Source organism: Halobellus captivus, from assembly GCF_007655485.1.
Lineage (GTDB): Archaea > Halobacteriota > Halobacteria > Halobacteriales > Haloferacaceae > Haloquadratum > Haloquadratum captivum.
The window spans coordinates 79,217-99,417 of sequence record NZ_VJXQ01000003.1; the positions used below are offsets into that span (position 1 = coordinate 79,217).

Annotated in this window: 18 protein-coding genes; 11 read left to right on the forward strand and 7 right to left on the reverse strand. The window is 64.8% G+C overall.

All coding sequences use genetic code 11. From position 1 onward, the window contains the following. The 4 genes from FJT57_RS16655 to FJT57_RS09780 form a co-directional block, all read left to right on the forward strand. Positions 1-316, forward strand: a 316-nt coding sequence (locus tag FJT57_RS16655) for a P-II family nitrogen regulator (protein ID WP_203229140.1), incomplete at its 5' end; no start/stop codon positions are given. 110 nt (positions 317-426) lie between these two features. Beyond that, complete coding sequence (locus FJT57_RS09770) at positions 427-1,251, forward strand: CPBP family glutamic-type intramembrane protease (protein ID WP_144904658.1); 825 nt, start codon at positions 427-429, stop codon at positions 1,249-1,251. An 81-nt stretch (positions 1,252-1,332) separates the two neighbouring features. Beyond that, on the forward strand, positions 1,333-2,607 hold the full coding sequence (gene hemL / locus FJT57_RS09775) for a glutamate-1-semialdehyde 2,1-aminomutase (RefSeq protein ID WP_144904661.1): 1,275 nt from the start codon (positions 1,333-1,335) through the stop codon (positions 2,605-2,607). 65 nt (positions 2,608-2,672) lie between these two features. Next, entirely contained in the window at positions 2,673-3,317 is a 645-nt protein-coding gene (locus tag FJT57_RS09780) for a hypothetical protein (RefSeq protein ID WP_238993964.1), read from the forward strand. A gap of 25 nt (positions 3,318-3,342) precedes the next feature. Here the strand turns inward: FJT57_RS09780 and FJT57_RS09785 are convergent, their stop codons facing one another. Further along, the gene (locus tag FJT57_RS09785; protein WP_144904663.1) at positions 3,343-3,759 is read right to left on the reverse strand and encodes a hypothetical protein; all 417 of its coding nucleotides are present in this window, start codon (positions 3,757-3,759) and stop codon (positions 3,343-3,345) included. A 112-nt stretch (positions 3,760-3,871) separates the two neighbouring features. Here FJT57_RS09785 and hemC point away from each other — a divergent pair, with 112 nt between their 5' ends. The 4 genes from hemC (at position 3,872) to FJT57_RS09805 (ending at position 8,104) form a co-directional block, all read left to right on the forward strand. Beyond that, positions 3,872-4,987 carry a hydroxymethylbilane synthase gene (gene hemC, locus FJT57_RS09790; protein ID WP_144905310.1) on the forward strand — a complete coding sequence of 372 codons (1,116 nt, stop codon included), beginning with the start codon at positions 3,872-3,874 and terminating at the stop codon, positions 4,985-4,987. A 2-nt stretch (positions 4,988-4,989) separates the two neighbouring features. Then, complete coding sequence (gene cobA / locus FJT57_RS09795; protein ID WP_144904665.1) at positions 4,990-5,826, forward strand: uroporphyrinogen-III C-methyltransferase; 837 nt, start codon at positions 4,990-4,992, stop codon at positions 5,824-5,826. Beyond that, on the forward strand, positions 5,823-6,587 hold the full coding sequence (locus FJT57_RS09800) for a uroporphyrinogen-III synthase (RefSeq protein ID WP_144904667.1): 765 nt from the start codon (positions 5,823-5,825) through the stop codon (positions 6,585-6,587). The genes cobA and FJT57_RS09800 overlap by 4 nt, the downstream gene beginning before the upstream one ends. 65 nt (positions 6,588-6,652) lie before the next feature. After that, positions 6,653-8,104, forward strand: a complete 1,452-nt coding sequence (locus FJT57_RS09805) for a DHH family phosphoesterase (protein ID WP_144904669.1) — start codon at positions 6,653-6,655, stop codon at positions 8,102-8,104. Between the two features lie 503 nt (positions 8,105-8,607). Here FJT57_RS09805 and FJT57_RS09810 read toward each other — a convergent pair. Then, positions 8,608-9,690, reverse strand: a complete 1,083-nt coding sequence (locus tag FJT57_RS09810) for a CNNM domain-containing protein (RefSeq protein ID WP_144904671.1) — start codon at positions 9,688-9,690, stop codon at positions 8,608-8,610. 138 nt (positions 9,691-9,828) lie between these two features. On the opposite strand from FJT57_RS09810, the gene FJT57_RS09815 reads away from it, so the two are divergent. The 3 genes from FJT57_RS09815 to FJT57_RS09825 all read left to right on the forward strand — a co-directional run bounded on the left by FJT57_RS09815 (position 9,829) and on the right by FJT57_RS09825 (position 12,183). Next, positions 9,829-10,146, forward strand: coding sequence for a DUF5783 family protein (locus FJT57_RS09815; RefSeq protein ID WP_144904673.1), 318 nt, complete (start codon positions 9,829-9,831; stop codon positions 10,144-10,146). A 64-nt stretch (positions 10,147-10,210) separates the two neighbouring features. After that, positions 10,211-10,570: a NifU family protein gene (locus FJT57_RS09820; RefSeq protein WP_144904675.1), complete on the forward strand. Its 360-nt coding sequence runs from the start codon at positions 10,211-10,213 to the stop codon at positions 10,568-10,570. A 65-nt stretch (positions 10,571-10,635) separates the two neighbouring features. Then, positions 10,636-12,183 (forward strand): sulfatase, encoded by a 1,548-nt coding sequence (locus FJT57_RS09825; protein ID WP_144904677.1) that lies wholly within the window; start codon positions 10,636-10,638, stop codon positions 12,181-12,183. A gap of 309 nt (positions 12,184-12,492) precedes the next feature. Here FJT57_RS09825 and FJT57_RS09830 read toward each other — a convergent pair whose 3' ends face one another. From FJT57_RS09830 to FJT57_RS16660, 5 genes are all read right to left on the reverse strand, one after another. Beyond that, positions 12,493-12,738 carry a PRC-barrel domain containing protein gene (locus FJT57_RS09830; protein ID WP_144904679.1) on the reverse strand — a complete coding sequence of 82 codons (246 nt, stop codon included), beginning with the start codon at positions 12,736-12,738 and terminating at the stop codon, positions 12,493-12,495. 285 nt (positions 12,739-13,023) lie between these two features. Continuing rightward, positions 13,024-13,803, reverse strand: a complete 780-nt coding sequence (locus FJT57_RS09835) for a hypothetical protein (RefSeq protein ID WP_144904681.1) — start codon at positions 13,801-13,803, stop codon at positions 13,024-13,026. Between the two features lie 278 nt (positions 13,804-14,081). Beyond that, the gene (polC, locus tag FJT57_RS09840) at positions 14,082-19,223 is read right to left on the reverse strand and encodes a DNA polymerase II large subunit (protein WP_144904683.1); all 5,142 of its coding nucleotides are present in this window, start codon (positions 19,221-19,223) and stop codon (positions 14,082-14,084) included. A 2-nt stretch (positions 19,224-19,225) separates the two neighbouring features. After that, on the reverse strand, positions 19,226-19,645 hold the full coding sequence (locus tag FJT57_RS09845; protein ID WP_144904685.1) for a PPC domain-containing DNA-binding protein: 420 nt from the start codon (positions 19,643-19,645) through the stop codon (positions 19,226-19,228). A gap of 255 nt (positions 19,646-19,900) precedes the next feature. Further along, positions 19,901-20,068, reverse strand: coding sequence for a DUF7556 family protein (locus FJT57_RS16660; RefSeq protein WP_203229141.1), 168 nt, complete (start codon positions 20,066-20,068; stop codon positions 19,901-19,903). Positions 20,069-20,201 lie beyond the last annotated feature (133 nt).

Below are 20,201 nucleotides of genomic sequence, written 5' to 3' on the forward strand. Positions count from 1 at the left end.
TCGCCCCGACAAGCTCTCGGACGTCAAACAGGGCCTCGCTGAGATCGGTGCGCCGTCGCTGACGGTGACGAACGTCTCGGGACGGGGCTCCCAGCCCGCGAAGAAGGGACAGTGGCGCGGCGAGGAGTACACGGTTGACCTGCACCAGAAGGTCAAAATCGAGTGCGTCGTCGCCGACATTCCGGCCCAGGACGTCGTCGACGCCATCGCCGGGGCGGCCCAGACCGGCGAGAAGGGCGACGGAAAGGTGTTCGTCCTCCCTGTCGACTCCGCGCGCCAGATCCGAACCGGGAAGACCGGCCCGGACGCGGTATAGGCCTTCGATACCTCGTTCTCTGCGCTGTTGAGCGCACCCGTCACCGTGACAGCGATCCAGATCGTCATTCGGAGAGAAAAACCAAAGGCAGCGGCCGGTTCTCTTCCGGTGTGCAACTGACGCCGGTCACCGCTGTCGGGCTGTTCGTCGCGCTCGCGGGGTTCACCCTGCTCGATCGAACGCGACGGGCCCTCGGTTCGGGGGACCGCGATCCGATCGGCCCACGTTCGACGGATCTCCGCGAACACGCCTGGAAATGGGCTGTTCCGACGATCCTGCTCGTTTTCGTCGCCGCGGAAGGCAACTCCCTCGCGTCGATCGGCTGGCGGATCGAATCGGTCGATCGATTCCTCCAGCAGATCGGCCTCGGCTTCCTCGCTCTCACGGGACTGAACGTCCTCACCGCGCCGCTGTGGGCACGCGTCGGCGACGGCGGCGAGAGCCTCGCGGCCGGAATCGGCTCGTTCGCGTCGCTCTCGATACCCGAGCGACTCTTCGTCGCCTTCACCGCGGGTGCGACCGAGGAGACCGCCTTTCACGGCTACGCGCTCGAACGACTGCTCGCCCTCACCGGGAGCGTTCCGTTCGCCGGTGGGGCCACCTTTCTCGCGTTCACGCTGGGTCACGTCGGCGACACGTGGGACCGGCACGCTGCCCTCCGGATCGCACAGCCCGCGCTGGTGACGACGCTTCTGTACCTCTGGTTCCGCTCGCTCCCCGCGCTCATCGCGATTCACGCGCTGAACGACGCGGTGGGGCTGCTCCTCGCGGAGCGGTTCGACGACGGGGCTCGCGCAACTGACGGCGACGTGTCCGAGTCCGACACCGACCGTTCGGAATCCGCCACTGACTCTGCTGAATCCATCACTGACCCTGCTGAGTCCGTGACTGATTCCGCTGAATCCGACTCGGCGGCCCTTTCGTGGCTCCGCTGAGAGTGACCACGCTTCCGACGACACGTCTCGCGGTCCTCGGAAGCGACAAGGATTTTGCACGCCCCCAACGAAGCGGCGCGTATGAGACACGACGAGTCGCGGGCGCTGTACGACAGAGCGCTCTCGGTGATCCCCGGCGGCGTCAACTCCTCGGTGCGGGCGACGCGTCCGTACCCGTTCTTCATCGAGCGGGGCGACGGCGCGCACGTCGTCGACGCCGACGGCAACCGCTACCTCGACTACGTGATGGGCTACGGGCCGCTGCTGTACGGACACGATATGCCCGACCCGGTCCGCGCGGCGGTCCAGTCGTACGCGTCGGAGGGGCCGATGTACGGCGCGCCCACGGAGGTAGAAGTCGACCTCGCGGAGTTCGTCGCGCGGCACGTTCCGAGCGTCGAGATGATCCGGTTCGTGAACTCCGGGACCGAGGCGACCGTCTCGGCGGTTCGACTCGCCCGCGGCTACACCGACCGCGACAAGATCGTCGTGATGCAGGGCGGCTACCACGGCGCGCAGGAGTCGACGCTCGTCGAGGGGAGTTTCGACCACGCCGAGCCGAGTTCGCCCGGTATCCCGTCGTCGTTCGCCGAGCACACGATCCCCGTGCCGTTCAACGACGTCGCGGCCGCAGAACGCGTCTTCGAGGAGCACGGCGACGAGATCGCAGCGGTGCTAACCGAGCCGATCCTCGGCAACACGGGCATCGTGCACCCGGACGACGGCTACCACGAGCGCCTCCGCGAGCTCACCGAGGCTCACGGCTCGCTGCTGATCTTCGACGAGGTCATCACGGGGTTCCGCGTCGGCGGCCTCCAGTGTGCGCAGGGGAAATTCGGCGTGACGCCCGACGTCACGACGTTCGGCAAGATCGTCGGCGGCGGGTTCCCGGTCGGCGCGATCGGCGGGAAGGCGGAGATCCTCGAACAGTTCACGCCCGCGGGCGACGTCTTTCAGTCGGGCACCTTCTCCGGCCATCCGGTGACGATGGCGGCGGGCTACGAATCGCTCACCTACGCCGCCGAGAACGACGTCTACGATCACGTGAACCACCTCGCCGAGCGCCTCCGCGAGGGGATCTCAGACATCGTCGCCGATCAAGCACCCTCCTACACCGTCGTCGGCACCGACTCGATGTTCAAGACGATCTTCACGCGCGAGGGACACGTCGCACCGAGGAACGCTGCCGACGTCGCCGACGCCGAGACCGAGCGCTGGGAGCGGATCTTCTGGCAGGAGATGACAGAGCGGGGGATCTTCCTCACCGCGAACCAGTTCGAATCGCAGTTCGTCTCCTACGCACATACCGACGAGGACATCGAGGAGACGCTCGAAGCGTACAAGGAAGCGCTCTGACAGCGTTCGTTCCGATTTCAACCGCGCCCCTCGATTTTTTGTACGAGAGCGGTAAACGAGAGGGTATGGACAGCCCTCCCCGCGACGATTCGATTGACGACGGCGACGCATCCGGAGACAGCGTCGACCGTGACGAGCCGACTGTCGACAGCGACGATTCAGTCTCCGAGACCGGCAATTCGGTCGACGACAGCAATGATCCAGTCGACAACAGCGACGAGTCGGCCGGGACGCACGACCCCGGAATCGGTCGCCGCGACGCGTCTCGCTCCGAACGCGTCGACCCTCCGAAGAAGGACTTCGACGACCCGATCGGCGATTTACTCCCCCGCGCGAGCGTCGACTCGCGGTGGTGGTACTGGATCGCGGCGATCCCGCTGTACGTCGTCCTCGTCGGCTTCCTCGCCGTGTTGTTCCTCGGCGCGTTCATTTTCGATCTGTTCCTGACCGGCGGTATCGCCACTGTCTTCGGCGCGTTCGTGGTGGTTCCGGTCTTGGGACTGCTCGGACTCGCCCTCTCGGTGATGTATCCGATCGCGACGTACGTCGACGCGCGAGCCATCGCCGAGTCGGACGCGTCGTGGACGCCCGATCCGCTCGTCTGGGGACTCGCCGCGCTCGCGACGGAGGTCCTGAGCGCCTTCACCCTCAGCGTCGTGCTCGCGCTGTACTACCTGTATAAGCGCCACGTCGCCGTCGGGACGCCCTGACTCACTTCCGTCCGTCCCCGGCTACTCAGTCGACGGCGAAATACGCCCGGAACCGCCGCCACGTCCGCGGATGCGCGAGCGCGACGCCGACACCGAGAGCAGCGATCCAGAGCGCGAGAACCGTCAGGAACGCGTGCCACGAACCTCCGGCGTCGGCGACGCGCTGGACTCCGGAAGCGAGGTACAGCGACAGGAACGTCGCCGTCGTCGCCACGCCGACGATGAACCCGCGAACGACGTTCCACGTGGGGTCGTAGTACCGAATAACGCCGACGCCGACCGCCGCGAGGACGGCCGCATACCAGAACCGGGGTTCCAGTGGAAACGGAAGGGTCGAGACGACAGTATCAACGGGATCGAACGCGGGCTTGAGGACGAACCACAACAGCGCGACATGGAGGAACTCGCCGACTTCGTCAACGATGCGGCTAGCGAGGGACACGTCGACGGCGACGCAACCGTTCGGTGAGTGCCTTTCGGAAGCGGCCGCGCGGGTCGCGTCGTTCGCGACGGAAGTGGTGGCCTTTTCACCCGTGGCCGCCGAGGATTTGCTAATGACTACTCGCGGGACACTCCGACTGGCGACGCGGGGTTCGGATCTGGCGCTCCGACAGGCGGCGAGCGTTCGGAAGACACTCGAAGACCGCCGTTTCGATGTGGAACTCGTCGAAGTCGAGACGCGCGGCGATCAGATCAGAGACGAACTCATCCACCGACTCGGTAAGACCGGCGCGTTCGTCCGCGCCCTCGACGAGAAGGTGCTCGACGGCGACGTCGACGCCGCGGTGCACTCGATGAAAGATATGCCGACCGAGAAGATGGGCGACCTCGTCGTCGCCGGGGTCCCGATGCGCGAGTCGGCCGCGGACCTGCTTCTCACGCCCGACGGCACCGAACTGGAGAACCTCCCCGCCGGGTCCGTCGTGGGTACGTCCTCGCTCCGTCGGAAGGCGCAGATCCTCGCCACGCGGCCGGATCTGGAGGTCGAACCGCTGCGCGGGAACGTCGACACGCGGATCGAGAAGCTGCTCGCGCCCGAACTGCAGGCCGAACACGAGCGCCGCGTCGACGCCGATCGCGACGAGAGGGGCAACGCCGCCGACGCGTCCGCGGAGGGAGAGGAGTACGAGCGTGACTTCGAGGAATCGATCGACGAGTGGTTCGACGGCCTCGCGGAGATCGAACGCCGCGCGCTCGAACGCGAACTCGACACCGAGTACGACGCGATCGTCCTCGCCGAGGCGGGGCTCCGTCGCACCGGTCTGCTGCACCACGTCGAGTACGCGCGGTTCGACCCGGGGACGTTCGTCCCCGCGCCCGGGCAGGGCGCTATCGCGGTCACCGCGCGCGCCGACGGCGATGTCGCAGAGGAGATCCGATCGGCGGTCGATCACCCGCGGACCCGCGTCGACACGACCGTCGAGCGGACGGTGCTCGCGGAACTCGGCGGCGGCTGTATCGCCCCGATCGGCGTCCACGCGAAGCTGCAGGGCGAGTACGTTCACGTGACCGCGCGCGTGCTCTCGGCCGACGGCGAAGACGATATCGAGGCGAGCCGCGACCTCCCGGTCGACGACCACGCCAACGCGGCCGCGGACTTCGCCGCCGACCTGGCGGACCGCGGGGCCGACGACCTGATAGCCGAGGCGCGCGAAGCCGCGGAGGAATGACGATGCGCGACGATGAGGCGGACCACGTCGACGAGGTGCGCCCCGACGAGACGGCCCCCTCGAACGCCAGCGGTACCGTTTACCTGATCGGCAGCGGCCCCGGCGACCCGGAACTTCTGACCGTGAAGGCGCGTCGGCTCCTCGACGAGGCCGACGTCGTCCTCCACGACAAACTCCCGGGCCCGGAGATTCTCGGGACGATACCCGAGGCGAAACGAGAGGACGTCGGCAAGCGCGCTGGCGGCGAGTGGACGCCACAGGAGTACACGAACCGCCGACTCGTCGAACTCGCCCGCGAGGGGAGGGACGTGGCCCGCCTGAAGGGCGGCGACCCCTTCGTCTTCGGTCGCGGCGGCGAGGAGATGGAACACCTCGCGAGCGAGGGAATCCCCTTCGAGGTGGTTCCCGGAATCACCTCCGCGATCGCGGGGCCGGGGACGGCTGGCATCCCCGTTACCCACCGCGATCACGCCTCCTCGGTCTCGTTCGTCACGGGCCACGAGGACCCGACGAAGGACGAATCCGCGGTCGATTGGGACGCGCTCGCGGCGACCGGCGGAACGCTCGTCGTCCTGATGGGCGTCGGAAAACTCCCGGACTACGCCGCCGCGCTGCGGGAGGCCGGAATGGTACCCGACACGCCCGTCGCGCTCGTCGAGCGCGCGACGTGGCCGGAGATGCGCGTCGCGACCGGGACGCTCGGAACCATCGTCGACGTTCGCGATGCCGAGGGGATCGAACCGCCCGCGGTCACCGTGATCGGCGAGGTGGCGGCGACCAGAGCGCGCGTCGTCGAGCTCCTCCGCAACCGTACGGGAACCGAGGTGTCGACGGAGTGACCCGCGCGGTCCGCGTGGCGGTCTTCCGCCCGGACGACGAGCGGATGGAGCAGGCGGTCGAACTGTTCGACTCGCTCGGGGCGATTCCCGTCCCCGACCCGATGCTCGCGGTCGACCCGACGGGCGAGATTCCGGGCGAAAAGTCCACCTCGCACAGCGATCCCGACCTCGTCGTGCTGACGAGCAAGACCGGCGTCGAACTCCTCGAGGCGGCCGCTTGGACGCCGGGAGACGCGCAACTCGCCGCTATCGGTCCGCGAACTGCGGCCGCCGCCCGCGACGCCGGATGGGACGTCGATATCGTCCCCGAGGAGTACACCTCCACCGGACTCGTCGCAACTCTCGAAGCCGATGTCGACGGCCTGCGCGTGGAGGTCGCGCGCAGCGACCACGGCAGCGACGTCCTCGTCGACGGACTCCGCGCCGCGGGTGCGGACGTCCACGAGACGGTCCTGTATCGACTCGTGCGGCCCGAGGGCTCCGGACAGTCGACGGTGATGGCCGCGGGCAGTGAACTCGACGCCGTCTGTTTCACCTCCTCGCTCACGGTCGAGAACTTCCTGGCGGCCGCCGCCGAGCGCGACGTTCGCGCGGAGGCGATCGCGGGACTGAACCGCGCGGTCGTCGGCGTCATCGGCGCACCGACGCGGGAGACGGCCGAAAGCCACGGGATCGACGTCGACGTCGTCCCCGAGAACGCGACCTTCGACGAACTCGCGACCGCCGTCGTCGAGGAAGCCGCGCCGACGTACCACGAGTAAGGCCCTACTATCCTCCGTTTCGGTATGGGCGTGGGTTTAAATCCGAGAGCGACTCACGGCCGAGTATGAGCGCGGACACGACGCCGAGCGCCGACGGCCCGGTTCCCGAACTCCGCGAACGGGCCGTCGCCTGCGCGGACCGACTCCGAGCAGCCGATCGCGTCCTCCTGGCCTCGCACATCGACGCCGACGGACTGACGAGCGCCGCCGTCGCCGCTTCGGCACTCGAGCGCGCCGAAATCCCCTTCGAGACCGTGTTCGCCAAACAACTCGACGAACACGAGGTGGCGCGGATCGCCGCGACCGACTACGAGACGGTGTTGTTCACGGACTTCGGGAGTGGCCAGTTGGACGCCATCGCGCCGTACGCGGCCGACGGTTCGTTCACCCCAGTCGTCGCTGACCACCACCAGCCCGCCGAACTTCCGGACGATCACGACGAGCCCGAATATCACCTGAATCCGCTCCTCTTCGGCCTCGACGGCGCGTCGGAACTCTCCGGCGCGGGAGCGAGTTACGTGCTCGCGCGCGCGCTCGAACCGTCGGACGGCGACAACCGCGATCTCGCCGCGCTCGCGGTGGTCGGTGCGATCGGGGATATGCAGGGAACCGACGGCGGCCTCTCCGGCGCGAATCAGGGCATCGTCGACGAGGGCGTCGCCGCCGGTGTCGTCGAGGAGGCCACAGACCTCCTGGTCTACGGACGACAGACGCGACCGCTCCCGAAGTTCCTCGAATACGCGAGCGACGTCCGCATCCCGGGGATCACGAACGACGCGAACGGCGCGGTCGAGTTCCTCTCGGATCTCGAACTCGACCTCAAGGAAGACGGGGAGTGGCGTCGCTGGGTCGATCTCACGATGGCGGAGCGACAGACGGTCGTGAGCGGCCTGTTGAAGCGGGCGATCGCCTCTGGCGTCCCCGCGAACCGAATCGACGCGCTCGTCGGGACGACCTACACGCTGACCGACGAAGCCCCCGGAACCGAACTCAGAGACGTCAGCGAGTTCTCAACGCTCCTGAACGCGACGGCCCGATACGAACGCGCGGACGTCGGACTCGCGGTCTGTCTGGGCGATCGCGCAGACGCGCTCGATCGGGCGCGCGCGTTGCTCCGGAACCACCGCCGAAACCTCTCGGAAGGTCTCCGGTGGGTCCAAAACGAGGGAACGACGGTCGAAGGCAATATCCAGTGGTTCGATTCCGGGACGCGAATCAGAGAGACCATCGTCGGTATCGTCGCCGGAATGGCTGTCGGATCGTCCGGAATCCGCGGCGATATCCCGATTCTCGCCTTCGCGGAGAAATCCGACGAGGAAGTGAAAGTCAGCGCTCGCGGCACGCACGCGCTCGTCCGCAAGGGATTGGACCTCTCCGCGGTGATGCGCGAGGCGTCGCGTTCGGTCGGTGGCGACGGCGGCGGCCACAACGTCGCCGCGGGCGCAACGATCCCGATCGATTCCCGAGACGCGTTCGTCGCCGAAGCGGATCGAATCGTCGGCCAGCAGTTGTCGTAGGCGCTCTGATCGAAGCTCCAGCACACATTCGTATATCGAAATTCAGTTTATCGCTCTAGCCGTCATTGTCTCGCTACACCACCCAGTGGCTGTTCTGTGCCTGTTGATCGCCTGTGAATCCACTGACAGGGATTGCACCGCCGGAAATCTTCGAGTCGCGTGTGTCAGAACGGGCTGGATTCTGGGTGGTCCGAACGGGTCACACCGTCTCGTACTTCACTCACTCTGATCGAGGGCACTCACTGTCGATCGGTCGGGTTTGATACACCAACCGGCGATACACCTCACCCACTGCTGAAATCGGCGCTGATGGCTAGCATTCCATTCGATAGTCGCACCGATGTCTTCGGGATGAACCGAACGAACAGCTTCACGCGCGCCTACGGGTGGCTGTCACCGTGATCACTCATTGGACGTACGAGATATGGGGGATACAGCTCCAGAGACGGATGAAATCGATAGCTGGCATTTTCCGATCAATGCACTCTGTATATCACATACTGCTACATCGATTGATTCGGTGCACCGCTGTCGTCGGCCTTGACGTCGAGCGGATCTTCGATATCCCCCATCACGGCCTCGAAGGCATCTGTCGCGGTCAGGAGTCCCACGACGTCTCCCCCCTCGAGAACGAGCGCGAGTTCCTGCTTTTCGACCTGGAACTGATCGACCGCCTCGCTGATGAGGGTCTCCGTCGATAGCGTCATCGGAGGCGCGGCGATCGCCTCGAACGTCGTCTCTCCCGCTCGGAGTGCGTCGATGTTCGCGACAACTGCGGGCACGTAGATGATGCCGCGGAAGTCCTCCGGGTGCTCGCCAATGAGTGGCAAGCGAGTGTGCGGGTTCGATCCGAGGCACTCGATGTTCTCCTCGACGGAGCGCTCGGTGGAGAGCAACACGACTTCATCGATCGGTGTCATCACCTCGTGGATCGAGTGCTCCCCGATCTCGAGCGCGTTCAGTACTTCCTCACGTCGTTCCTCCGAGAGATCGCCGCGTTCCAGCACCGAGCCGAGTTTGTGCCGGAGGTCCGCCCGCGACTCGATCGCGTCGGTCTCGGCCTCCAGCCACGCACCCGTCATCTCCACGCCGAACAGTTTGAGTGTCCACTTTGCCACCCTGTCGCCGATAGAGATGATCGGTGAAATGAGCTTTGCGAACCAGTACAGCGGCGTCGCGCCGTATCGTGCGACGAACTTCGAGCGCTCGACACCCAGGTAGGTCGGGGTCTGCTCGCCGTGCGTGAGGTGCAGGAGGTTGATAATCAAGAATGCGAGGATGCCGCCAGCACCGACGGAGGCTAGGAACGTCGAGCGTACGTACGGCTCGAAGAGAGCCGCGAGCGCCGGTTCGGCGACGATGCCGACGGCGATGCTCGACGCCGTGATTCCGACCTGACAGCTCGTCAGGTAAATCTCCAGATCGTCGGTCATCTCCCACGCCCTTCTGAGTCCCGGTTCGTCGAACTCCGATTCGGGGTACTGCCGGACCCGCGTGAGCGCGAACTCGATCGCCACGAAAAAGCCGTTGACGAGGATCAACGAGAGACCGGCCAGTAACCGGACTCCGATTTCGAGGCCGTTCATACTGAGGTTCCCGGTCGGACGGACAAATACGTGTGGGCGACTACCACTCAGTGCAACGAACTGTTTTCTAATATGACACTCCCCGGGATCCACGTCCGGACGAAAACCGGTTTGTACCGTCGATGGCCAAGCGGAAGTATGGCCGATTTCGATCCCGAGAAATTTCAGGACAAGTACGTCAACTACTTCCCCGAACTTCAGCGCGCGTACAAGAACGCGTTCGAGACGATGAACGACGAGTACGACTCCGAACTCGTTCACGCTATCGACCAGCAGATCCTCAACGAATCCGAGCCGTTCTACGAGGACGGGGACTTCCGGATTCAGTTGCCCGACGATCCGGCCGAGCGACTGACTGCGGTCCTCGTCGACGACGAGAAACTCTCGGGCGTACTCGACGCGTACGTCGAAGAACTCCGCCGACAGCACCGCCGCGTGTTCGGGCTCGAGGAGTGACTCACCTGGCTCTCGCGGACGGGTGAACCAAAGGCCTAAGCCGGTTGACGCCCAAGCGCTCGGTATGAGCACGGACGCTGCAAGCGGCGACGACGATCTGAAAGAGCGCGTCACGAACTTCCTGCGCCGAAACTTCCCGCAGATCCAGATGCACGGCGGTTCTGCGGCGATCCAGAACCTCGACCGAGAGACCGGCGAGGTCACGATTATGCTCGGCGGCGCGTGTTCGGGCTGTGGCATCTCTCCGATGACGATTCAGGCGATCAAGAGCCGGATGGTCAAGGAGATCCCCGAGATCGAGATGGTCCACGCCGAGACCGGAATGGGCGGCGGCGGCCACGGCGACGGAATGGCTCCGTCCTTCCCCGGCGAGGAGGGCGGCGAGACCAGCGACAGCGACGAAGGCCCGCAGGCCCCGTTCTAATTGGTTTTACCCCCTGTCGTGTCGGGACCGGTGGCTCTTTGACGTCTTCGGCGTGAGGGGCTAGTATGACCACCGAATCACCCGAGAACGTTCTCTTCGTGGTGATGGATACGGTTCGGAAGGACCGCCTAACCCCGTACGGACACAATCGTCAAACGACGCCGAATCTGGAGGCGTTCGCGTCGGAGGCGACGGTATTCGAGCAGGCCGTCGCGCCCGCCCCGTGGACGCTTCCCGTACACGCGTCGCTCTTTACCGGGATGTACCCCTCGCGGCATGGCGCGGATCAGGAGAACCCCTACCTCGAAGGAGTGACGACTCTCGCGGAGACGCTTTCGGCAGCGGGCTACGACACCGCGTGTTACTCCTCGAACGCGTGGATCACGCCGTACACGCACCTCACCGACGGCTTCGACGACCAAGACAACTTCTTCGAGGTGATGCCTGGCGAGTTCCTCTCGGGGCCGCTCGCCCGCGCGTGGAAGACGATGAACGACAACGACGCGCTTCGAGCCGTGGCGGACAAACTCGTCAGCCTTGGCAACACGGCGCACGAGTACTTCGCGGGCGGCGGGAGCGCGGACTCGAAAACGCCCGCCGTGATCGACCGAACGAAGGCGTTCATCGAGGACTCCGAGCGATCGTTCGCGTTCGTCAACCTCATGGACGCACACCTCCCGTATCACCCGCCGGAGGAGTTCGCCGAGGAGTTCGCTCCCGGGGTCGACTCGACGGAGGTGTGTCAGAACTCCAAGGAGTTCAACTCCGGTGCGCGCGACATCGCCGACGACGAGTGGGAGGACATCCGCAACCTTTACGACGCCGAAATCGCCCACATCGACGATCAGCTCGGGCAGCTGTTCGACTGGCTGAAGGCGGAAGGGAAGTGGGACGACACGATGGTCGTCGTCTGTGCGGACCACGGCGAACTGCACGGCGAGCACGACCTCTACGGTCACGAGTTCTGCCTGTACGATCCGCTCGTGAACGTCCCGCTGATGGTGAAACACCCCGCCCTCGACGTCGAGCGCCGCGAGGAGCAGGTCGAGTTGCTGGACCTCTACCACACCGTCCTCGACGCGCTCGACGTCGAGGGGGGAACGCCCGCCGCTCCCGGCGAGGACGTCGTCGGGCTCGATCGAACGCGTTCGCTGCTCTCGGATTCGTATCGCGCGTTCGACGGTCTCGACGACCAGACGCGCGACCCCGGCCAGCGCGGCGGGGGCGAGTACGCCTTCATCGAGTACTCTCGCCCGGTCGTCGAACTGAATCAGTTAGAGGAGAAGGCCGCGTCGGCCGGAATCACGCTTCCCAGCGACTCGCGGTTCTACTCGCGGATGCGGGCCGCGCGCCGCGCCGACGCCAAGTACGTTCGCATCGACCGAATCGACGACGAGGCGTATCTGCTCGAGGAGGATCCCGGCGAGAGCGAGAACGTCGCCGAGGCGGACGACCCCGTCATCGAGGAGACCGACGAGACGCTCGCCGCCTTCGAGTCGGCGGTCGGCGGCGCGTGGACCGACGCACTCGACGACGACGTCTCCGACGACACCGTCGACGAGATGGACGACGAGGCGCAGGAGCGGCTTCGCGACCTCGGGTATCTGGAGTAGGGGCGGAGCAGGTTTTCGGTTGCGACGCCGCCGAGGGATGTCTCTTCGTAATTTGTCCGAAATCCAGTCACTGCGTGGCGTTGCTGGGCTATGTCTACGTAGTGTACGGTCTTGGACTCCCCTGTGTTCCACTGATCTTCGCAGGACTCGCTATTGATCACCTTCCCTGGAATTCGGAGAGCCGGTCAGTTCCCTCAGTACTGCGGACGTGTCCGCAGACTCGCCCTCTGGGGTGATCGATGAACTGCTACACGGTGCTCGTCCTATCGGTTATAAAAAATGTCCGCGCTCTGCTCGGAGAGGACGCGCCTAAAAGTCGTCCTTGAGTCGAACCTCGTCGTCGGTTACTGTGTGTATGCGGTTCCGCTCGAGGGGATAGTCGTCCTGTTCGGCGTCGCCCCAGCCGAGCTTCGAGCGGATGGTGTCAGCGAGGCCCGGGTCCGCATTCACGTACGCCGTACCGGATCTGACCTCCGTGATCATTCCGATTTTTTCCCCGTGAGAGTCGACTACTGCTTTGCCCTCGTCGTCATCTGTTACGTGGTCTCGTTCCATCGCAACTGGGTGTATCTCTCGTGTGAATATTGTTATAAAGCTGATATCTGATGCGGAGGATCGGTAAACCCGCGTTACACTGAACCAGCTATTCACACGCAGACATTCGGATTCAGAGATTCGCATACAACCGGCATCTGCAGGGCTCAGACGTATCTGAGGCAGTCACGAACGGCCGCACTTCTACGGTAGACGGTGGGATGAACGAGGTAATGGTATCGTAGATGGGTATTCGCGTGGACGCCAGTCCCGATTCGATGCCGTCGCAACGACCGTCCGGACGGGCTAGTGATCGCGGACGGCGTCGGTCGAAGTCGGTTCACCCATCGAACTTAGCCGTTCTGCTATCGGGTCGAGGTGGTGGACACCGACCACGGCGACGGTGTCGCCTTCCTCGCGGAGTTGGGAGAGTCGAGCGGCCATCTCTTCCTCTCTGGCAGCGTCTTCGAGCCGTGAGGCCTGGGTCCGACTCGCCGTTCGAAACGCGTTCATAAACGAGTGGGACCGACGAACCTGCATACGCTCGTCCCGTGCCTGGTCGTCGGGTGCGTCCGCCCAGTCGATGTCGTGTGAGACCGGCGAGTCGACTTCCACTCGGACCGATGTGTGTGCTCCCACAGCCGCCGCGGCGCGGCAGGTGACCGCGTGTTTCGTTGTTTTGACGGCGTCCGAGACCACGTTTCGAACCGTCTGTAACGATGGACGTTCCCGAAGCAGGTTCCGCCCCAGCCGTTGGAAGAAGCCACCGGTCGGCCGGTCGATGCCGACGGTAGTGTCCGTGGCCGCGGCCTGAATCGCCGCACTCATCTCACCGCCGAAGACGGGCGGGCATCGGTCCGTGTTCGCGTACTGCTCGAACAGCGGGATCGAAATCGGCGGCAGTTCCAACGCGAGCACTTCCGGATCGAGTTCTTCGACCACCTGCCGGACGCGGTACGTACTCGCCGGATGGTCGTGGACGACGCCGACGAGTGTCACCGTTCCGGCGTCATTCGACACCTGACGTATGTACTCGCCAGTCACGCGCGGGTCCGAGTCGATGTCGACGGCTGATAGGGCGTCCATTAGAACGGGATTACCATCCCTTAGTGTGTGTCTATTTAAACTCATCCACAAGCCATCGGCTGACGTACCAACGCTCGATCAGTAAGCATAGCCAATGCCCCGGCTAATTCATCCTACCTAACCGTGAAACCAATCTAGAAGAGCGGTGTACCTCTCTGTCATTCGTGATCGTACCGCGAGCGAGGCCGAAGGCCGAGCGAGCGGCTTTTTTCGGGCAGATTTTTTGGTCGGGGTCGAGCGCCGACGGAGCCGGCGCGAGGCGCCGGTGAAAAAAGGTGCTACATAAAGTCCGCAAACCCGGACTGTTTGTTTTTGTCGTTCTCGAAAACCGATTCGAGACTCTGTTCGAGCACTTCCAAGCGCTGTTTGGTGTACTCGCGGCAGCCGAACTCCTCGGCGACGTGAATCGCGGTGTCCATGTACTTGTTCACCGACCCCTGATGCACCGTCAGGTTCACGCGGCCGCCGCACTCGCGGCAGTCACCCGTGAGCGGCATTCGCCGGTACTTCTCGCCGCAGTCGAGACACCGCGTCTCCTGTCTCGAAAAGGCGCGCAGGTTCCCGATCAGATCCGGGAGGAAGTGGTACTCGATGACTCGCTCTGCGACGTCGGTCTCGTCGACCGCGCGGAGCTTTCGCGACAGCGCGAGTTGGGCGTCCATCTTGTCCATCATCGAGCCGAGGGTCTTGTACGCCGAGAGGTCCGGTCCGAGCGCGATGTCGGAGGTGTCGTGGGTGTGGTCGAACCCCCGATACTCGTCATCGGTGCCGAGCGTGTCCTCGCCCAACTGGATCAGGTCCTCGACGGCCTCGGGGTCCGTGAGTTCGAGCGTGGCCTCGTAGAACTCGCGGGGATACTGCCGCACGATATCCATATTGTGCGCCTCGTCGTCGATCTCGCTGGGGTCGATGCGCGAGGACATCACGAGGGGAGCGTCCATCTGTCCGCCACGCTTGTCGGGGAGGTACTGCTTCGAGAAGTTCAGGAGGCCGTCCATCAGGAGCATCACGCAATCTTCGTCGCCGTCGCACTGGCCCGTGAAAAGGTCGTTCGCGACGAGCGTATTGGTCTCTTCGACAGTCAGACAGTACGTGTGCTCGACGTCGGACTGAACTGTCTCGACAGACACGACTTCGTCAACCCAGACGTCGCCCCCGTCGCCGAAGAGCCGCTGTGACCGCGTATCGACGTGGTCCAGCACGTCGGTGAGCGTCCCCTCCTTGCGGTCGAGATGGAAACCGATTCGGTCAGCGAATCGAACGGCGTTCTGCGATGTGACCTTGAGAACCCACGTCTCGAACGACTGCTCGTCGTCGTAGAATTCGGCTACGACCCCAGTCTTCGGGGTGCGTTGTTCTCGGTAGACTTTCGTAGCGATGCCGAACCGCTTGAGCGCTGCGGCAAGACCCGACTGCAGGTCGTCGCTCACTGTATGCGCTCGAATTTCTACGCGTTTGCTAGACGTACTCCCGTCTCCCGAAAAGTACGCCGCGAGGAACGTTCGAAGGACAGACTCCGGTGCGGTGAGTATGCAGTGGGGGACGCGCTTCGTTTCCGCACGACTACCGACGTCGAGGACGTCCGAGAACAGCGTCGTGACGAGCCGACTGGAGACAGTAATCTTCCACTCGTTCTCCTCGAATGCCTCGACGTTCAGCACGTCGTCGAAGACGTCGATGATTTCGTGGCGTGGCACGTCGTCCGGCGTGCAGATGGTCGTCTGGTAGAACGACCCGGCTTTCTGTCGAGTGAACCCTTCAGCAGCGTAGTATCCGAGCATTGTGCCGACGGTCTCGTCGACTTCAAACTGACGCGATACCGAAGCGCTGTCCCGACGGATACCGAGTGTCACGTCGTTGGAAACGCGTTCGACGGTGGTGTCGCGGTCGAACAGTTCGATGAGGACACTAGCTGGAATGCTGTCGCGGGACACCCAGTTGTACACTGTCGACTGACTAACATCGAGGAGTTCCGCGACCGGCTTCAGGTAGCTGTCCGCTTCCGTCGCGTCGTCGAGTAGGTCCTTGAGCCCCGATTCGCCGATCCCCCGGATCATCAAGTCGTCGTTCGGAACCGCGTCCGCGTCGAGGAATTCGAGCAGCAAGTCGAACGTCGACGTCTGTCCCTCGACGGGAATCTGCTTCGGGGCAGGAACGGAATCACTCGCCTTCAGTTCTCGGGCTTCGACACGTTCGATGCCGTCCCCGGTCCACCGACGCATAGAGTGATCTGGGGTCACTGTCAGTTCCCGTCCACTCTTCGTCTCGACCTCGACGAGGTGATCTGGGGCGGGGTGTTTGGAGACGGCTTCGATCCGCTGGAGCGTATCTTCGCCGTCTTCGGTCACCGAGGGGACGAACACGTCGCCGTCGAGTTCCTGTACGAGCGTCCCAATATCGTCCTCGTCGGTCGTCTCGGGATCGAGTCGGCCCTCGACCAGCGTCTCGATGCGGTCGTAGTGCCACGTGTCGGCCTCGTCGCAGTACCAGACCTTCGTCTCGGGATGGAAACAGTTCCGGCGTTTTGCGGCGTGAAAGTACGGATGCGCGTAGCCGACGGCGGCGGACGTGAAGCCGACGACGCGGCCGACGACCGCGGCTGACGTGTGCGGGGCCATCCCGAAGACGAGTTCGCCGACGAGGTCCTGCCGTTCCTCGACCTCGTAGAACGCAGGGAGGTCGTAGTACTGCGTTAAGAGGTCGTCGACGAAGTCCGCGGTCTTGAGCATGTGCTCGGCGGCCCCGTCCGAGAGGACGATGTCCTGCACTTTCAGCTCGATCAGCTGATCGTCGAACGCCAGCGGCTCGCCGTCGATATCGGTCTCGTAGCCGAGTTCGCGGAAGTCCGCGGCGGTCACATCGAGTTCCGCGGGCCGGACGGCGGTAACTGGGAGGTCGGTCATATCGTAGCGGACCGTGCCGTCTTTGAACGACGTGACGCCGTTTTTCGCCCGCAGGATTCCCTTCTCCATCGGCTCGGGCGTTTTGTTCGCGGAAGTGAGTCCCTTCACGCCTTTCAGGATCTCGAAGGCCGCTTCGCGCTCGCCGACGGCGTCGAGCGCGCGGCGGAACTCCTCGCCGACGCCGATCGAGAACCAATCGGGGCTCGTGACGTCGCGCTCGCACCGCTCGCAGTGGACGCGTCCCGAGTCGTCGGGCTCGATCACCTGCCCGCACTCCTCACACTCGTAGTACGGTTCGGTGTGCGTGCCGCAGTCGGGGCACGTCGTCCGGTAGGTGTGCGCGTCGCAGTCGGGGCAGGCGCGGTCGCCCACGCGGACGTCGACGACCCCGCGGCGGCCTTGTTCGTCGCGGGCGCGCGCGGCGTCGGCGACGTTACGCTGATTGCCGCCGGATTCGCCGATCGGGAAGAGCGTGTGAACCGCCGGAGAGAGGTCGCGCGATTCGGACTTCTCGGGGCGGCCCATCCGGTTGCCGATGCGCGTCGGCGCGCGCTCGCGGATCTCGAACGGGGCGACTTCGTTGACGGCGTTCACCGCGCTCTCGCCGCCGTCCCACTCGCGCGCCGACGGGGAGAGGTCGTCAGGGCCCCACGTTCGTTCGAGCGTTCGCGACTCCGCGCTCTCGACGAAGCCGAGGGAGCGAACCAACAGCCGCCACTCGGGGATCCGAATCGTCTCCTCGCGCTGGGTGTGCTCGACGAGCAGGTGTTCGAGCGCCTCCGCGATCGGCTCCGCGTTGGCGAGTTCGAGAACAGCGTCGGTGGCGTCCACCGGACCGTTTCCGACCGCGGACTGCCTCTCGTCGTCGGTCCCGGCGGCCAGCCCGCCGTCGGCCTCCGCGCCGACGACGCGCCCGGCGTCGACGGCGTCTGCCAGCTCCTCGAACCGCTCGACCGAGATGTCGTGCCAGAGGTACGTATACTCCGGATGCAGCGGACAGTCGTACTCGGTCGCCCACTTTTCGGCCTCCGTCGGCGTCGGATGTTCGAGGTCGACCGCGGGGTCGTCCGCGAGCGCCCGCACGGGCCCACCGGCGGCCTCGAAGTCCTGCACCCACCACTCGTAGACGTAGGAGGCGGGCGCGAGCGGGTGGTTGTTCTCGACGAACTCGCCGAAGTTGACGAGGTACTCGCCGAGGTCGATGATCTTCTCGACACCGTTTCTGACTTCCAGCGCCTCCGCTGGGTCATCGATCCGGCGGACGTCCCCGTTGGCGAGGCGGACCGTCGGTCCCTCGATGGAATCGACGGGGATGACGCCCGCGGCCTTCCCCGGTCGTTCGGTCTTGATCTGCGTCCCGGTCGCGAGGAAGTCGTCGACGAGGTGCATCGTCGCCGGGTGGACTCCCGCGGTCGCGAACCCGTGATTGCGCGATCGACCGTAGCGGAGCCGAAACCCGCCCTCCTTGCTCGGATGGCCGAAGACCGGCCGTCCGGCGATAAGGTCCCGAAGGAACTTCGTCGATGGGTCGAGGCGAGCGGGCCCGGTCTCTGCGCGCCCTTCCGTCTCGTCTCCTTCGTCGCCGTGTTCGTTCGAGTCGTTGTCCGCCGCCGCCGATCCACCGGTCTCGTCGTCCGCTTCTTTTTCGGCGTCTTCGGCGTCGTCCGCCCCGTCCTTGCCGATCGTTCCGTCGATGAGGTCCTGCAGCCACGGCCAGTCGACCTCGTCGAGGCCGCGGGTGTAGCGCTGGATCTTCGGGGCTTTGAGCGCGATTCCTTCCGCGAGGACGAGACACATCCCGCCGCGGGCGGAGTTGGTGTCGACGCGTTCGAGGTCGCGAAAGCCCGAGACCTCCTCGTCGCCGGTGGCCTCGCCGTCGAGCATAATCGGCATGTGCTCGGCGATGAACTTCGTCTCCTTGTCCTTCGGCGAGTACTGGAGCCCGGTCTCCCTGTCGTAGAGCGCGACTTCCTCGGCGTAGCGTTCGACCTCCTGGGAGCGCGCCTCGTACTCCTCGATCCCGAGCAGCGAGCGCGCGTAGTCGGCGACCAGAACGGAGAGCGCCTGTGCGGTTCCGCCCGCAGAGCGGATCGGCCCCGCGTAGTAGACGTTCACGAACTCCGTGCCGTCGTCGTTTTCGAGGATTTCGACGCGGTCGATCCCCTCGATCGGCGCGGCGACGACGCCCTCGGTGAGCAGCGCGACCGCCGTCCGCACCGCGCCCTCGACTTTCCCCGCGCGGCTGTCGTAGTCGCCGACGGTGCCTTCGACGAAGTCGGTGACGAGTTCGAGAGCGGCCTCCTCGCGAGACATCTGCCCTTCAAGCTCGCGGACCCGTGCGGCGACGCCGTCGATTCCGAGGATGTTTTCCACCCTATCGGCCATATCCTTGGCGACCGGGATCTCGACCTCCGGTTCGGGGTCGTAGCCCATCCCCTTCGCGCGTCGGGCGCGGTCGAACGCCTCGTCGAGCCGGGATTCGATCCGCTCGAAGTACCGCTCGTCGTCCTCGTGCACGGTTACAGCCAGAGGTCCAGATCGGTCACGTCGTCGTGCTCGCGTTCGAGCGGTTCGTCGAACGCGCGGAGGTACACCTCGCCAGCAAAGACGGTCGCCGCGTTGAGATGCCCCGCGAGCGCCTGCCCGCTGGGCCGCGAGAGGACCGCGTGAGTGTGTGCGAAGCGTTCGCCGTCGAGGTCCGCGACGTTACCGACGCAGGTGGCGACCTCCAGCGGCTCGTCGAACGTCACCGATCGGTACTCCTGATCGTCCTGGTCGTAGAACCACACCTCGGCGTCCTGGACCGCGCCCATCGCTTGGAACCACGCGGCGTCGATCCCTTCGAGATCGGCGAACTCCTCGATCTCCGTTCGCCAGTCGGCCCCGGTTTCGAGCCGAAGCAGGAACTCCCGGCTCGCGTCGACCTCGCGGTAGTGCATACCCGGTTGCTCGGGTGTCGCGGACAAAAATCCTCCTGTCGTCGGGCCGCGGCGAGACGGCCGCCAATCGATCGCACGATGTGGTCCGTCGACGACGACCGGACTCGGTCACCGGACGATCGTACGGCACGCTCGTCCTTCGAAAGCACGGCACGATCGGGCAGTGCGGCCGATACATCGGTACAGGGCGGCGGATACAACAATACAGGGCAGCCGCTCCTCGTCGGCATCGAAAAAATAGCCGAACCCGCGTGCTTACGCCCAGTCTCGGAGCGACGGCGCTTCCGATACCCGCATCGAGAGCCACGCATCATCGCGGGAAACGTCCGCGATAATGAACTCCGCCTGAGCGGGAGTGGAGTCCACCGAGGCCATCACCTCGGCGCGCGACGCGTCGGACACAGCCGTCGCATTCGGCGTCATGTTTGTGAGTGTGTCTCATTCATACATAAACCCGTCGGATCGCAGTTGCGTTCGATCTAACGAATGTATATATTTTGCAGCTAGAAACGACACGTCTCTGTATATATTTGATTTCTTCCGATACGTATGGTCG

Excerpts from the sequence above, each read along its gene's own strand:
- FJT57_RS09825 (WP_144904677.1), top strand. The coding sequence starts at position 10,636 with ATGACCACCGAATCACCCGAGAACGTTCTCTTCGTGGTGATGGATACG.
- FJT57_RS09835 (WP_144904681.1), bottom strand. The coding sequence starts at position 13,803 with ATGGACGCCCTATCAGCCGTCGACATCGACTCGGACCCGCGCGTGACT.
- FJT57_RS09830 (WP_144904679.1), bottom strand. The coding sequence starts at position 12,738 with ATGGAACGAGACCACGTAACAGATGACGACGAGGGCAAAGCAGTAGTC.
- hemL (WP_144904661.1), top strand. The coding sequence starts at position 1,333 with ATGAGACACGACGAGTCGCGGGCGCTGTACGACAGAGCGCTCTCGGTG.
- FJT57_RS16660 (WP_203229141.1), bottom strand. The coding sequence starts at position 20,068 with ATGACGCCGAATGCGACGGCTGTGTCCGACGCGTCGCGCGCCGAGGTG.
- FJT57_RS09815 (WP_144904673.1), top strand. The coding sequence starts at position 9,829 with ATGGCCGATTTCGATCCCGAGAAATTTCAGGACAAGTACGTCAACTAC.
- cobA (WP_144904665.1), top strand. The coding sequence starts at position 4,990 with ATGCGCGACGATGAGGCGGACCACGTCGACGAGGTGCGCCCCGACGAG.
- FJT57_RS09820 (WP_144904675.1), top strand. The coding sequence starts at position 10,211 with ATGAGCACGGACGCTGCAAGCGGCGACGACGATCTGAAAGAGCGCGTC.
- hemC (WP_144905310.1), top strand. The coding sequence starts at position 3,872 with ATGACTACTCGCGGGACACTCCGACTGGCGACGCGGGGTTCGGATCTG.
- FJT57_RS09810 (WP_144904671.1), bottom strand. The coding sequence starts at position 9,690 with ATGAACGGCCTCGAAATCGGAGTCCGGTTACTGGCCGGTCTCTCGTTG.
- FJT57_RS09805 (WP_144904669.1), top strand. The coding sequence starts at position 6,653 with ATGAGCGCGGACACGACGCCGAGCGCCGACGGCCCGGTTCCCGAACTC.
- FJT57_RS09780 (WP_238993964.1), top strand. The coding sequence starts at position 2,673 with ATGGACAGCCCTCCCCGCGACGATTCGATTGACGACGGCGACGCATCC.
- FJT57_RS09845 (WP_144904685.1), bottom strand. The coding sequence starts at position 19,645 with ATGCACTACCGCGAGGTCGACGCGAGCCGGGAGTTCCTGCTTCGGCTC.